Genomic DNA, 13636 nt, shown 5'->3' with positions numbered 1-13636 from the left:
CATGCGCTCCGGTCTGCTGGTGAAACTGGCGCTGCTGCTGGCGGTGTTCGGCATCTTGTCGTCCGGCCTGACCGGCTATTACGCCTTTAGCGCCCACCGCACCATGCTGGTGTCGGCAGCCCAGGGCGATTTGCTGACGGCGGCGCGCGGGGTAAACCGCCGCCTGCTGCAGGCCGAGGAAGAAGCGGCCGATGACGCCATGCTGCTGGCGCGGCTGGTACAGGTGGCACAGGTGATCAATGGCCATGGCGACCGCCCTGCCCGGCAGGCGCGCGATGAGCTGGCACAGGCTTTTGCCGGCATGCTGGCCCTGCATCCCGAATACTTGCAGGTCAGGTTGATCGGTGCTGCGGACAACGGGCTGGAACTGGTCAGGGTGGATAGCGCCGGCGGGCTCACCTTGCGGGTGGATGGTCAGGACTTGCAGGAAAAAGGCCATTTCCCCTATGTGTTTGAAACCCTGGCCTTGCCGGCCGGGCAGATCTACCAGTCGGCCATCGGTGTCAATCACGAGCGTGGTGCGCACGACGCCGAGGGACGCCCCGGACTGATGGTGGCCACCCCCCTGCCGCGCAGCGATGGCCAGCCGGGCGGCCTGCTGGTGATCAATCTCGATCTGGAGCGGCTGCTGGGCCAGCTGCGTGCCGACCTGCCCAAGGGCTATCAGCTGTATATCGCCAATCGCTGGGGCGATTTCCTGGTGCATCCCGACACGGCGCAAACCTTCGGCTTCGAGCAGGGGCGGCGCATCCTGATGCAGGACAGCTTTGCCGCCACCCAGCCGCTGTTCGAGCGCAAGCTCAACAATCTGGCGCTCAGCGGCCTGGAACAGCCGCAGCAGGCCGCCGGCCGGGTCATGGCCTTTGTGCGCCAGCCGGTGGGGCAGGGCAATCACGACGACTTCGTGGTGACCGGCCTGGTACAGCCACTGGATGCGGTGCTGGAAAGCGCCGTGCCGCTGGGACAGCGCATCATCCACATGGTGCTGGCCTTCAGCATCATCGCCATTTTGCTGGCCGTGGTGTTCGCCCGCGCCATGCTGCGGCCCATCAACACCCTGGCCCAGGCTGCCAGCAGTTTTTCCGAAACCCAGCTGCAGCAGGTGCTGCCGGTGGAACGCAATGATGAAATCGGCGTGCTGGCACGCAATTTCGAACGCATGCAGCGACAGATCAACAGCCACATGGCCAGCTTGTACGACAATCAGCGCGAGCTGAGCTATCTGGCACACCACGACAGCCTGACCGGGCTGGCCAACCGCTCGCTGTTCTTCCAGCGGCTGGAGCAGCTGTTGCAGCTATCGCAGCGCAATGGCGCGCCCTTCGCCGTGTTGTTTGTCGATCTGGATCACTTCAAGGAAGTAAACGATCTGCATGGTCATGCCATCGGCGACCAGGTGTTGCAGATCGTCGCCCGCCGCCTGCTGCATACCGTGCGCGGCAGCGATATGGTGGCGCGCATGGGGGGGGACGAATACCTGATCCTGTTGCAGGGCAACTTCAGCGATGACGCGCTGGGCGAACTGATAGACAAGCTGCGACTGAGCATCAGCGAAGCCATGACGGTGGCCGGCCAGCGGCTGGAAGTGGGCGCCAGCATCGGCTACAGCCTGTATCCGCGTGATGGCAGCACGGCCGAGCAGCTGGTCAACGAGGCCGATCATGCCATGTACCATGTCAAGTCCGGCCGGCGTGGCGGCAAAGTCAACAGCTTACCCTGTGGCTGAGCGGCTGGCGTCGCTGGCACCGGGCAGGGCGCGCCGCTGCCGACAGCACAGGGCGAGAATCCATCTACGCCGCTGCAGGTTTTTTGTCAGCCATTCTTTTTGCCAGCAGTTCTAAGCTATGCTGCATGCAGCAGGTCAACGCCGGCATGCTGCGCGGCCAGTGCCTGTCTCACGCTGGCGCGAGAGCTTGGACAGGCCCTCAGCGCCATGAGAGGCCGAACCTTACACCCCAGGGAAGATGCCGATGAGAAGCGCCACTTCCACACTGCCCGGCCAGCCCAGGCGGGCCAGCCCGCAGCGGCAGTCCATGATCGCCACCTGTCTGCCGCAATTGCTGGCAACCGTGCATGAGGCCTGCCGCCCGGCGGCCGAGCAGCATGGCCTGGCCTGGCAGCTGGACACCGATGCCGCGCTGGCACCGGCCTTGCTGCTGCACCCGCTGGCCTTGCCGCAGCTATTGCAGCAGCTGCTCGCCGCCACCATCCGCTACACCCGCAGCGGGGGCATCCTGCTCAGGACGCAGCTGTTGGCGCAGCAACAGCTGTTCCAGATCATCGCCATCGAAATCATGCACGCCGGCAGGCCGGATGATGGCCCGGCGGCGGCACTGGCCGCGCTGTTGCAGCAGCCAGACCGTGCCTGCAAGGCAGCCCAGCCCCCGGCCTGCTGGCACAGCATCCGCCGGCTGGCCCGGCTGAGTGCTGCCCGGCTGCAAGTGGCGTCGGGCAGCGAGGCGGGCTGTCAGCTGATCGTGCAGCTGCGCGCCGAGGTGGTCGAAGCCGGCCAGCCGGATCACGCCGTGCCGGCATCCCTGCCGGTGCTGGACCCGCGTGTGCTGCGCATGCTGTATCAGGATGACTGGCCGCAGCAACGGGCGCTGTTGCAGGCCTTCCTGCGCGACAAGCAGGCCGACCTGCATGCCCTGCTGCAAGCCTGGCACAGTGGCGACCTGCAGGCGCTGGGCCTGCTGGCACACCGCATCAAGGGCGCCAGCCGCAATGTGGGGGCCTGCGCGCTGGCGCAGGCTGCCGCACAGGTGGAGCAGGCTGCCCGTAGCCAGCTGCATGCCGGCCTGCCTGGCTTGCTGCGGGCGCTGGAGCAGGCGCTGCAATCGTTTGCCAGCGCACTGCAAGAGGCCCCGGACGGACCACTGATTGACGCCTAATCCCGGTGCAGGCATGGCGCAATGCAGCGTAAGGCCCTAAAATAATCCGACAATTCCTAAGAGCGTGTCCGCGATCATGCCGTGCCGCCCCATTCATGCGGCGGATCGTGTACAGCTTCTAACAGCCCACTACGCTGGAGAAACCTCTCATGGCCGTTATCCGTCAGGATGATTTCATTCAAAGCATCGCCGATGCTTTTCAGTACATCAGCTGCTACCACCCCAAGGACTACATCGACGCGCTGTACCAGGCCTATCTGCATGAAGAAAGCCCGGCGGCCAAGGACGCCATGGCGCAGATCCTGATCAACAGCCGCATGTGTGCCGAAGGCCGTCGCCCCATCTGCCAGGATACCGGCATCGCCGTGGTGTTCCTGAAAGTGGGCATGAACGTGCAGTGGGACGCCACCCTGTCGGTACAGGAAATGGTCAACGAAGGCGTACGCCGCGCTTACAACAACCCGGACAACAAGCTGCGCGCCTCGGTGCTGCTGGATCCGGCTGGCAAGCGCCAGAACAGCAAGGACAACACCCCGGCCGTGGTGCACTTCGAAATCGTCGAAGGCGATGGCGTGGAAGTGACCTGTGCGGCCAAGGGCGGCGGCTCGGAGAACAAGTCCAAGTTCTACGCGCTGAACCCGTCCGACAGCATTGTCGACTGGGTGATCAACACCGTGCCTACCATGGGTGCCGGCTGGTGTCCGCCGGGCATTCTGGGCATCGGCATTGGCGGTACCCCGGAAAAAGCCATGCTGCTGGCCAAGGAAAGCCTGATGTCGCACGTGGACATCCACGAGCTGAAAGCCAAGGCCGCCAGCGGTGCCGAACTGTCCCGCGTGGAAGAGCTGCGCCTGGAAATCTTCGAAAAAGTGAATGCGCTGGGGATTGGTGCGCAGGGCCTTGGCGGCCTCACCACCGTGCTGGACGTGAAAATCCTGGACTACCCCACCCACGCCGCCAGCCTGCCGGTAGCGATGATCCCCAACTGCGCCGCCACCCGTCACATCCATTTCCATCTGGATGGCAGCGGCCCGGCCCATCTGGCTCCGCCCAGCCTGGAAGACTGGCCGGAAATCACCTACGACACCAGCAATGGCAAGCGTGTTGATCTGGACCAGATCACCAAGGAAGAAGTGGCCAGCTGGCAGCCGGGCGATGTGCTGCTGCTGAATGGCAAGATCCTTACCGGCCGTGATGCCGCGCACAAGCGCATGGTGGACATGCTGAACAAGGGCGAAGCGCTGCCGGTGGACTTCACCAACCGCTTCATCTACTACGTGGGCCCGGTTGATCCGGTGCGTGACGAAGTGGTTGGCCCGGCCGGCCCCACCACCGCCACCCGCATGGACAAGTTCACCCGCCAGATGCTGGAACAGACCGGCTTGCTCGGCATGATCGGCAAGGCCGAACGTGGCCCGGCTGCCATCGAAGCCATCAAGGACAACAAGGCGGTGTACCTGATGGCGGTGGGCGGCTCGGCCTACCTGGTGTCCAAGGCCATCAAGGCCTCCAAGGTGGTGGGCTTTGCCGACCTGGGCATGGAAGCCATCTACGAGTTCGAAGTAAAAGACATGCCGGTAACGGTAGCGGTCGATTCCAACGGTATCTCGGTACACAACACCGGCCCAGCGGAATGGCGCGTCAAGATTGGCAAGATTCCGGTCAACAAGGCCTGAGTCTGAAACTACCTTGTTGCAAGCAGAAACCCGCCATCCAGCGGGTTTTTTCATTTGCGTTCCAGACCGGCAGCTTCAGGCCAATGCTTGTGCCGCCGTTGGCAGTGGCACGCGGATGGACAGGGCATTGAGCGCGATGGCATGCAGCATCTGGTCCACTGTGGTGCAGCAGTCGGCCAGCACGGCAACTTTGTACTGATCGGCGGCGCGTGACAGGGCGGTATGGGTCACGCAGTTCTGCGTCATCATGCCGCACAGCAGCAGCTGGCGGCTGCCCAGCCCGTCCAGTGTGGCCTGCAGTGTGGTCTGGTAAAAGCTGTCGGCGGCCTGCTTGATCACCACGGGTGCTTGTGGCGCGGCGGCCAGAATGCGCGGGTGAAGCGCCACGCCCTCGCTGCCGGCATTGAAGAAGGGGGCGATACCCTTGCTGCTGTCAGCCACGTGCTGGACCAGGATTACCGGCATGCCCAGTGCCTTGGCCCGTTCGATGGCCGCCACACAGTTATCCAGTACGGTTGCAGTGTTCCACAGCGGATATTTGCCGCCGGGAAAATAGTCGTTTTGCAGATCGATCACGATCAGTGCGCTGTCTTGTGCGGTCATGTGCATGCTCCGGTTGCGGGTGGTCAGGTGCTTAGATCCGCTAACAAAACCCTCGCTCGAGCGTTGCGCCGCCTTGCCGTACGCCATGTACTGTCTGCGGCGGCGCGCCTTGGCCCGGGTTCTCTACGAGGTTTTGTTAGCAGCTCTTATTATCAGCACGGCAGAGCAACGCTTACAGTGGCCCGATTGCCAGAATACGTTAAGATCGGGCCAATCCTGTTCGCTCCGGTATGCCGCCATGTCCGCTCCCGTCATTGCCCTTGTCGCCTTTGCCCAGATCAGCCCCTTTCACCTGTCGGTGCCTTGCGTGGTGTTTGGCGATGCCCATCCCGGTCTGCCGGCCTTTGACTTGCGGGTGTGCAGCGCGGAAGCCGGCGAACTGCGCACCAGTGCCGGTTTCAGCATCCACTGTGAGCATGGTCTGGAAGCACTGCTTGCTGCCGACATCATCATCCTGCCCAGCTGGCAGGCTGGTCGCCCGGTGCCACCGGCCTTGTTGCTGGCGCTGCAGCAGGCGGCGGCGCGCGGGGTGCAGATTGTCGGCCTGTGTCTGGGTGCCTATGTGCTGGCCGAGGCCGGTTTGCTGGATGGGCGTGCCGCCACCACCCACTGGGCCTATGCCGAGGACTTTGCCCGCCGCTACCCACGGGTGCGGCTGGACCCGGCGGTGCTGTATGTCGAGGATGGCCAGATGCTGACCTCAGCCGGCACGGCAGCCGGGCTGGATTGCTGCCTGCATCTGCTACGCCAGCGCTATGGCGCGGAACTGGCCAATAGCGTGGCCCGCCGGCTGGTGGTGCCGCCGCACCGTCAGGGCGGGCAGGCGCAGTTTATCGAGCAGCCGCTGCCGGCCAGTGCCGGTGATTCACGGCTGGCGGTACTGCTGGACTGGCTCAGGGCCAATCTGGCCGAGCCGCACAGCCTGGACAGCCTGGCCCAGCGGGCGGCGATGAGCCGGCGCAGTTTTACCCGCCATTTCCGGCAACTGACCGGGCGCACGGTCAGCCAGTGGTTGCTGGACGAGCGTCTGGCGCTGAGCCAACGCCTGCTGGAAAGTGCCGACCACAATATTGAACAGATTGCCCAACTGGCAGGCTTTGGCTCGCCCGAGTCCCTGCGCCACCACTTTCGCCAGCGCTATGCGCTGTCACCCAGCCAGTGGCGGCAGAATTTTCAGTAAGCGGTCGCTGCTGAAACAGGCTGCTCCCACGGCGGGGTGGGGGCAAAGCGCTGCTGCAGGAAATCCAGCAGGGTGCGCATGGCCAGCGGTAACTGCCGGCGCGAGGGGTAGAGCGCATAAATGCCCATGCTGACGGGCTGCCAGTCTGCTAGCAGAGCCACCAGCTCGCCGCTGTCCAGCAGCGGCTTGACCAGATAATAGGGCTGCATGGCCAGGCCGGCACCGTGGCGGCAGGCCTGTAGCAGTGCGACGGCTTCATTGGCGCTCAGCCGGCCCTGTACCTTGACCACGGCTTGTTCTTCGCCGCGGCGCAGGCGCCATTCGCTGCGGCCAAACTGGCTGTAGCTCAGGCAGTGGTGCTGGCCCAGATCAGCGGGCTGCTGCGGCTGGCCGTACTGTGCCAGATAGGCGGGAGCGGCCACGATGACCGAAGCGCAATCGGCCAGCCGGCGTGCGATCAGGCCGGGCTCCGGGTCATTGGTGATGCGGATGGCCAGGTCTATGCCTTCTTCGATCAGGTTGAGCGCGCGGTCGCCCAATTGCAGGTCGATGCGGATCTGCTGGTGTTCGGCCAGAAAATCGCTGATGGCCGGCGCCAGCTGGGCCATGCCGAAGGACATGCTGGTGGTGATGCGCAGCTGACCGCGTAACTGGCCATCGCGCAGGCCCACTTCTTCGCGCGTTTCCGCCGCCAGTTCCAGCATCTGCTGGCAGCGTGCCAGGCAGCTGGCACCGGCATCGGTCAGCGTCACCTTGCGAGTGGAGCGCTGCAACAGGCGCGCGCCCAGCCAGTGTTCCAGCTCGGCGATATAGCGTGTCACCATGGCGCGGCTCAGTTCCAGTTCTTCACTGGCGGCGGTAAAACTGCCGCGGCGCGCGACTTCAACAAATACCTGCATGGCAATCAGCCGGTCCATCGCTTTCCTTTTTGTTTGCGCTGCCCCTGCTATCACTCACCGGCTTGTCATCGTGCCAAACCGGATGATAAAAAGCAGTAAGCAGCCGGTTTTGAGCCATGACTGCCAATCAGGGCGGCAATTTGCTCATTTGTCATCTTATATCGGCCTGGCTGTCGCGCTGGCGCTTGGCCTGCGGGCATTTCCGTTATACTGGCCGCAGGCATGCTGTTGCCATCATGCAGCGTTGCCGTTTTCAGCATTGTGTCGCTATTCAGACCCATACGGTAAGCACTGGATCGCACCATGTCTAATCTCGAATGGATGCCAGGCTCCCCCTTGTTGCCGCGGGAGGTGCCATGGTAGCGAAAATGCCCCCCCGCCTGAATCAGGAGCTGGCCATTGCCGACCAGCAGCCCTGGTACCAGCTGCGGTTGCCGCCATTGCTGGAAAAAATCTACCAGCAGGATACGGCCGCGCATCGCATGCGGCGTTACCGCCTGTTTGGTGCCATCGGCATCGTGGTATTCATGCTGTACGGCCTGGTGGACCGGTTCTACCTGCCGGATGTCTATCAGCGGGTATGGATCTGGCGCTGGCTGTGGCTGCCCGGTTTTGCCGCCTTGACCATCGCCTGCAGTTTCTGGCGGCCTTTCCAGCCTTACTACGAATATTCCGTGGTGTTGGCCAGCACCGCCTTCGTGCTGGGGCTGACCTGGTTTTTCTCCATCAGCCACATGCCGACTGCGCAGCATTACTACGGCGGGGTCATGTTGTGCCTGGTGTTCATGATGTTCGGATTGCGCATTCCCTTCCGTCTGGCCTGCCTGAGCTGTGTTGTTTCGCTGGCTTATCTGGGCTGGGTCTTGTGCAGTTTGCATTTTCTCGACGAGGCAGCACGCTCGCTCATCTTCATCCTGCTGGTTTCCTGTGTTTTGCTGGGCCTGCTCGGCCTGTTCCAGCTGCAAAAGGAAGAACGGCGCAGCTATCTGCTGGCGCTGGAGTTGCAGCGCGATCACCGCCAGTTACAGCAGGGCTTCAAGTATCTGCAGCAGATTTCCACCGTCGATGGCCTGACCGGCCTGTTCAACCGGCGTTATTTCGACCAGCAACTGCACGCTTTCTGGGAAAGGCGGCTGCAGCAGCAGGAGGACATCGCCCTGTTGTTTGTCGATGTGGATTACTTCAAGTTTTACAACGACAGCCAGGGCCATCAGATGGGAGACGAGACCCTGATCAAGGTGGCGCAGGTGATCAGCCGTCATGCATCGGCCAGGCAAGGGTGTGCGGCACGCTATGGTGGTGAGGAATTCGTCCTGTTGCTGCGTGGCTGTAATCTGTCACAGACCATGGCGCTGGCCGAGCAGATCCGTAGCGAGGTCGAGGCATTGGCCTTGCCGCATCCCTCATCCGGCTGCAGCACGGTGGTGACCATCAGCATCGGCATTGCCCTTGCCCATGCCAGCATCAACCAGCAGCCCGACTGGCTGGTGAGCACGGCAGATGCCGCGGTCTACCAGGCCAAGCGCCAGGGGCGTAATCAGGTCGTGGCCATGCACTCCTGTCAGCCGCTTGCCGGTTAGGCCCCCTTCCGGCTTGGCCGCGCCTGGGTGGCGCTGCGTCAAACTCCCTTGCTTGCGACCACCTGTCCAACCATGGTCTTGCCTTGCATCAACCGGCTCGGCAATGCCTGCGCTGGCATCGACCCCTTGTCGTGTCGGCATTGGCGCACTTAAGCTGTTTTGCCAGTCGCCCGCTACCCGGCGCGCTGGCCATTTGCTCTATTTATGAAACAATATTGCCCAGTTCAATGGGTATATCTGCATTGTTTTTGACGCTAAAGTGCACTCCATCAATGACCCGCGCGGCAGATGCCCGCCACCATTCCGGAGATACACATGCAGCTTGCCACTTTGAAATTCCTGCCGCTGACACTTGCCCTGGCCTTGGGCAGCACGCTGGCCCACGCCGCCGAACCGCTCAAGCTGTCGGTCTACCAGGCCGACGACAACAGCTTTAATGTCACCTCGGTACTGGTCAGCGGTGAAAAAGACGCCGTATTGATCGACACCGGCTTCACCCGTGCCGATGCCTACCGCATTGCCGCCCGCGTGCTGGATAGCGGCAAGCAGCTGAAAACCATTTATGTGAGCCAGGCCGATCCCGATTACTACTTCGGTGCCACCGTGCTCAAGCAGATTTTCCCGCAGGCCGAGCTGGTCGCCGCCGCACCGACGCTGGCCAGGATCAAGGCCAATGTGGCTGGCAAGCAGGCGTTCTGGGGCCCGAAAATGGGCGCCAATGCACCCCAGGCGCCGCTGGCACTGCCGCATGCCTTGCCCGGCAGCCAGCTGATGCTGGAAGGCCAGGTGCTGGAAGTACGCGGCACCACCGGGCCGCTGGCCCACCGCGGCTATGTGTGGATTCCGTCGATTCGCGCCATCGTGGGGAATGTCGGCGTGGTTTCCGGCCTGCACGTGTGGACGGCAGATACCCAGACCAAGCAGGAACGCCAGGCCTGGGTGGCCCAGCTGAATGAAATGGAAGCGCTGCAGCCCGCACAGGTCATCCCTGGCCACATGGCAGCCAATGCCCCCACCGGTGTGGCCAGCCTGCGCTTTACCCGCGACTATCTGCAGCAGTTTGAAAAGAATCTGGCCGCCTCGGCCAATAGTGGCGAGCTGATCCAGCGCATGCAGCAGGCTTTCCCGCAGGCGGGTGAGGCCATGTCGCTGGAGATCGGTGCCAAAGTCAACAAAGGCGAGATGAAATGGTAACAGCTACCCTGCATTATTTTTATGATCCGCTGTGCGGCTGGTGCTATGCCGCCTCGCCACTATTGCAAGCGGCAGCGGCCCAGCCGCAATTGGCCTTGCACTTGCATGGTGGCGGCATGATGAGCGGAGCCAACCGCCAGCCGGTTACCCCGGCGCTGCGTGACTATGTGATGCCGCATGATCAGCGCATTGCCAGGATGACCGGCCTGCCGTTTGGCGAGGCTTACTTTGAGGGTTTGCTGCGCGATCACAACGCGGTGTTTGATTCCACCCCGCCAACCGCCGCCATTCTCGCCGCCGCGCAGCTGGGTCTGCCGCCGCTGAAAATGTTGTCTGCGCTGCAGCAGGCGCACTACCAGCGCGGCTGGCAAATCGCCAAAACCGAGGTGTTGCAGGCGCTGGCAGAAGAGCAGGGCCTGCCGGCCACCGCATTTGCCCGAGAGCTGGAACAACAGATGGAAAAGGTGGCGGCACATATCGCCGACAGCCGCCAGCTGATGCAGCAGGCTGGTTTGAGCGGTTTCCCCAGCCTGCTGCTGGAACAGCAGGGCCAGTGGCAGCGCGTGGACCTCTCACCCTGGCTGGGGCAGCCGCAGGCTTTTGTCGCAGCCTTGCTGGGCGAGCTGGTGGCCACCGATGAGGATGCTGCCGTGTTCTGCACCCCGGAAAGTTGCACACCACCGCGCGCTTGAGTCGTTTCACCATGAAAAAAGCCGGTCACTGTTTGGCGGTGACCGGCTTTCTTGTTTGCTGGCGGGGTATTACTGGCAGCGAACCACCACCAGCGAGATGTCATCGTGGTTTTCCCGCCCGGCCAGATGCTTGTTGACGGCATGGGTGATGGAACCCTGGATGTCCAGCGTACGCGCCTGGCTTACCGCGCGCAGAATGCCATCCACCCCGAAAGGCTGGCGGTCGTCGTCATAGGCTTCGGTCACGCCGTCGGAGCAGACGATGAGCGAGCCGCCATCCGGCCAGCTGAAATAGTCGAGCGAGGATTCGAAGGCGCTGTCCGGCAGAATGCCCAGTGGCGGCGAGCGCGAGCCAAAGGACTTGAGCACCTCGCCCTGGCGGTCGACATACATGGCACAGGGTATGCCGCCATTCCACACCGCAATGCGCTGCAGCTGGTAATCCACCTCGATGATGGCGGCCGCGACAAAGCGGCCGATGGGCAGGATGGTGTGCAGCTTGCGGTTGATGGTGCGGGCAATTTCCTGCACCGGCAGGTTGCGGTCGCACATGGCAAAGAAAGTGTCCACCGCGGGCAGACCGCAGATCGCTGCCGCCAGCCCATGCCCCGTGCTGTCGGCCAGCATGATGCGGTCCAGCCCCGGCTGGCAACGGCGGATGCAGATGGTGTCGCCGCTGAAATTCATCGCCGGGCGTTGCCATTGCTGGATATTGGGCGGTGTCTGCTCGGCGCGGCGGGTAAAGCGGTCCAGCACCATCTGGGCAAACATCTGCTCCTGTTCGTTGGTGCGGTAGTAGTTTTCCAGCCGCTCACTGTCCGAGGCGATGCGCTGCTGCATTTCCGATATGCGGATCAGCACATGCAGCTTGGCGGTGAGAATGTCCAGATCGATCGGCTTGGTCAGGTAGTCATCTCCCCCCATGGCCAGGCCGCGCAGCAGCTGGCTGCGATCCGACAGCGAGGTCAGGAAGATGATGGGAATCCAATGTTCACCCAGCAGCTGGCGGATGGCGGCGGTGGCGGCAAAGCCATCCATCACCGGCATGGTGACATCCATGAAGATCACGTCGGGCCGCTGCTGCTGGCAGTATGCAAGCGCCTCCTGCCCATTGCTCACCGGCACGGCTTCATGGCCAAGCAGACGGATGTAGTCGAGCAGGATCTGACGGGAGGTCGGACTGTCTTCGGCCACCAGGATGGTCAGCGCGCGGGTCATTCAACAAGCCTTGTGCGGGGAGGGTGGGAAATCATGCCCCACTACTATAGAGGGCTTGGCCGGTTTATGCCATTAGCTTGGCAATGAATGCGCCGACTTTAACAAATTGCCATGGGCAGACACATGGCGACTGTTGTAGGCTTGCCGCACTCCAGCCCTAGAAGAAGCGTAATCATGACCATCTGGGTAGATGCCGATGCCTGTCCTGCCGTGATCCGCGACATCATCTGTCGCGCCGCCCAGCGCACGGCCACACCGGCCGTGTTTGTGGCCAACCGACGGCCCGCCTTGCCGGCCAGCCCCCATATCCGCAGCATTGTGGTGGGGCAGGGCTTTGACGTGGCCGATGCCGAGATCGCCCGGCAATGTCAGCAGGGCGACCTGCTGGTGAGCGGCGATATCCCGCTGGCGGCACAGGTACTGGCCAAAGGGGCCGCGGCCATCAATTTCCGTGGGGAAGCCTATTCCAGCGATACCATCGAAGGCCAGCTGACACTACGCGACTTCATGGACAATTTGCGTGGCAGTGGCATCCAGAGCGGAGGACCACCGCCATTCAGCCAGGCAGATCGTCAGCAGTTTGCCGGCAAGCTGGACCAATGGCTGGCCGCCCGCCAGCGCCGCCCCGCTTCCCCGACGCCTTAGTCCATTTGTCCGCGCCACCTGCCGGCATGGTGGCGGCCGCATGATGCCTGCCGCTGCCGATAAAGCCTGATGGCAGCCGCTCGTCGCTGCCATTTAACTGTCTGATTATTATTTCCGGCTGAAAAATCCGGCTGTTTTAAATAAACATTTGTAAAATAAATAAACTTTAATTGGTACGGATTGCTGATGCTATTATCATTTTTGTACAAAATGAAAGGGTGACGCGGACTGCTCCGGCGCACTCCTTACCTGAGAGAGCGTTCATTTGAGCCACATCATGGATACGCGAGCCATCGCCACATTTGATCTGCAATCCGACCAGTACGCACGCTACCGACCGCGCTACCCGGACAGCCTGTTTCGCTGGCTGCATGCGGTAGTGGCCGGACATGACCGTGCCTGGGATTGCGCCACCGGCACGGGGCAGGCGGCAGTGCAGCTGTCGCGCAGCTTTGCCCGCGTTGATGCCAGCGATATCAATCACAGCCAGCTGGAGGCGGCCGAGTCCGCTGGCAATATCTTCTACCTGGAGTGTGCGGCGGAGCAGCCGCCCTTTGGCGATGCGGTATTCGATCTGGTGACGGTGGCACAGTCCCTGCACTGGTTCGACCATCCCCGTTTCTGGCCCCAGCTCGAACGGGTGCTCAAGCCCGGCGGTGTCTTTGCGGCCTGGGGCTATGACTGGTTTCAAGTCAATCCGCAGGTGGACGATGCCATGCGTTTTTTCCGCGCGGTCATCGAGCCCTTCTGGTCCAGCTGCAGCCAGCTGCTATGGGATGGTTACCGTGATGTCGGGCTGACGCTGCCGGCTGTGGCAAGCCCGCAATGCCAGATTCTGATGGACTGGAATTTCGAGCAGCTGCTGGGCTATCTGCATACCTGGTCGGCCACCAAGCTGTGCGTGAAAAGCCTGGGCAACCATGTGCTGAATGATGCCCGCCAGCGCCTGGCCCGCAGCTGGGGTGATCCGACCATTGTGCGACGGGTCAGCATGCCCTTGCACATCATTGCCGGCCGCAAAGCGGCCTGACTCCCAAACCGGCCAGGCCGGTTTTTTC

Annotated in this window: 12 protein-coding genes; 9 read left to right on the top strand and 3 right to left on the bottom strand. The window is 62.6% G+C overall.

Annotation, left to right across the window (positions count from 1 at the left end; all coding sequences use genetic code 11):
- Position 1: 1 nt before the first annotated feature.
- The 3 genes from JHD64_RS09755 (at position 2) to JHD64_RS09745 (ending at position 4567) form a co-directional block, all read left to right on the top strand.
- Entirely contained in the window at positions 2-1726 is a 1725-nt protein-coding gene (locus JHD64_RS09755) for a diguanylate cyclase domain-containing protein (RefSeq protein ID WP_199053111.1), read from the top strand.
- Positions 1727-1970: 244 nt separating this feature from the next.
- The gene (locus JHD64_RS09750) at positions 1971-2891 is read left to right on the top strand and encodes an Hpt domain-containing protein (protein WP_199053110.1); all 921 of its coding nucleotides are present in this window, start codon (positions 1971-1973) and stop codon (positions 2889-2891) included.
- A gap of 149 nt (positions 2892-3040) precedes the next feature.
- Positions 3041-4567 (top strand): fumarate hydratase, encoded by a 1527-nt coding sequence (locus JHD64_RS09745; protein WP_059286723.1) that lies wholly within the window; start codon positions 3041-3043, stop codon positions 4565-4567.
- 75 nt (positions 4568-4642) lie between these two features.
- Here JHD64_RS09745 and JHD64_RS09740 read toward each other — a convergent pair whose 3' ends face one another.
- Positions 4643-5170: a cysteine hydrolase family protein gene (locus tag JHD64_RS09740; protein WP_199053109.1), complete on the bottom strand. Its 528-nt coding sequence runs from the start codon at positions 5168-5170 to the stop codon at positions 4643-4645.
- 238 nt (positions 5171-5408) lie between these two features.
- Here JHD64_RS09740 and JHD64_RS09735 point away from each other — a divergent pair, with 238 nt between their 5' ends.
- Positions 5409-6350 (top strand): GlxA family transcriptional regulator, encoded by a 942-nt coding sequence (locus JHD64_RS09735; RefSeq protein WP_199053108.1) that lies wholly within the window; start codon positions 5409-5411, stop codon positions 6348-6350.
- Here JHD64_RS09735 and JHD64_RS09730 read toward each other — a convergent pair.
- Positions 6344-7267, bottom strand: a complete 924-nt coding sequence (locus tag JHD64_RS09730; protein ID WP_199053107.1) for a LysR family transcriptional regulator — start codon at positions 7265-7267, stop codon at positions 6344-6346. The genes JHD64_RS09735 and JHD64_RS09730 overlap by 7 nt on opposite strands.
- Before the next feature lie 338 nt (positions 7268-7605).
- Here JHD64_RS09730 and JHD64_RS09725 point away from each other — a divergent pair, with 338 nt between their 5' ends.
- From JHD64_RS09725 to JHD64_RS09715, 3 genes are all read left to right on the top strand, one after another.
- A complete protein-coding gene (locus JHD64_RS09725; protein WP_199053106.1) occupies positions 7606-8829 on the top strand; it encodes a diguanylate cyclase in 1224 nt (407 codons plus the stop codon).
- Positions 8830-9144: 315 nt separating this feature from the next.
- Positions 9145-10023, top strand: a complete 879-nt coding sequence (locus JHD64_RS09720) for an MBL fold metallo-hydrolase (RefSeq protein WP_199053105.1) — start codon at positions 9145-9147, stop codon at positions 10021-10023.
- Positions 10017-10715: a DsbA family protein gene (locus tag JHD64_RS09715; protein ID WP_199053104.1), complete on the top strand. Its 699-nt coding sequence runs from the start codon at positions 10017-10019 to the stop codon at positions 10713-10715. Before JHD64_RS09720 ends, JHD64_RS09715 begins: the two co-directional genes overlap by 7 nt.
- Positions 10716-10784: 69 nt before the next feature.
- Here the strand turns inward: JHD64_RS09715 and JHD64_RS09710 are convergent, their stop codons facing one another.
- Positions 10785-11933: a PP2C family protein-serine/threonine phosphatase gene (locus tag JHD64_RS09710; protein WP_110313845.1), complete on the bottom strand. Its 1149-nt coding sequence runs from the start codon at positions 11931-11933 to the stop codon at positions 10785-10787.
- A gap of 174 nt (positions 11934-12107) precedes the next feature.
- Here JHD64_RS09710 and JHD64_RS09705 point away from each other — a divergent pair, with 174 nt between their 5' ends.
- Entirely contained in the window at positions 12108-12578 is a 471-nt protein-coding gene (locus JHD64_RS09705; protein WP_199053103.1) for a YaiI/YqxD family protein, read from the top strand.
- 277 nt (positions 12579-12855) lie between these two features.
- Positions 12856-13608: a class I SAM-dependent methyltransferase gene (locus tag JHD64_RS09700; RefSeq protein ID WP_199053102.1), complete on the top strand. Its 753-nt coding sequence runs from the start codon at positions 12856-12858 to the stop codon at positions 13606-13608.
- Positions 13609-13636: the final 28 nt, after the last annotated feature.

The sequence above is a fragment of the Aquitalea sp. ASV15 genome (genome assembly GCF_016429115.1).
Classification (GTDB): Bacteria; Pseudomonadota; Gammaproteobacteria; order Burkholderiales; family Chromobacteriaceae; genus Aquitalea; species Aquitalea magnusonii.
This window is presented reverse-complemented; position numbering and strand designations above follow the sequence as displayed.

Bases quoted from the DNA above. Each gene is read 5' to 3' on its own strand.
- JHD64_RS09740 (WP_199053109.1), bottom strand. From the start codon at position 5,170: ATGACCGCACAAGACAGCGCACTGATCGTGATCGATCTGCAAAACGAC.
- JHD64_RS09705 (WP_199053103.1), top strand. From the start codon at position 12,108: ATGACCATCTGGGTAGATGCCGATGCCTGTCCTGCCGTGATCCGCGAC.
- JHD64_RS09715 (WP_199053104.1), top strand. From the start codon at position 10,017: ATGGTAACAGCTACCCTGCATTATTTTTATGATCCGCTGTGCGGCTGG.
- JHD64_RS09745 (WP_059286723.1), top strand. From the start codon at position 3,041: ATGGCCGTTATCCGTCAGGATGATTTCATTCAAAGCATCGCCGATGCT.
- JHD64_RS09755 (WP_199053111.1), top strand. From the start codon at position 2: ATGCGCTCCGGTCTGCTGGTGAAACTGGCGCTGCTGCTGGCGGTGTTC.
- JHD64_RS09710 (WP_110313845.1), bottom strand. From the start codon at position 11,933: ATGACCCGCGCGCTGACCATCCTGGTGGCCGAAGACAGTCCGACCTCC.
- JHD64_RS09725 (WP_199053106.1), top strand. From the start codon at position 7,606: ATGGTAGCGAAAATGCCCCCCCGCCTGAATCAGGAGCTGGCCATTGCC.
- JHD64_RS09720 (WP_199053105.1), top strand. From the start codon at position 9,145: ATGCAGCTTGCCACTTTGAAATTCCTGCCGCTGACACTTGCCCTGGCC.
- JHD64_RS09730 (WP_199053107.1), bottom strand. From the start codon at position 7,267: ATGGACCGGCTGATTGCCATGCAGGTATTTGTTGAAGTCGCGCGCCGC.
- JHD64_RS09735 (WP_199053108.1), top strand. From the start codon at position 5,409: ATGTCCGCTCCCGTCATTGCCCTTGTCGCCTTTGCCCAGATCAGCCCC.
- JHD64_RS09700 (WP_199053102.1), top strand. From the start codon at position 12,856: ATGGATACGCGAGCCATCGCCACATTTGATCTGCAATCCGACCAGTAC.
- JHD64_RS09750 (WP_199053110.1), top strand. From the start codon at position 1,971: ATGAGAAGCGCCACTTCCACACTGCCCGGCCAGCCCAGGCGGGCCAGC.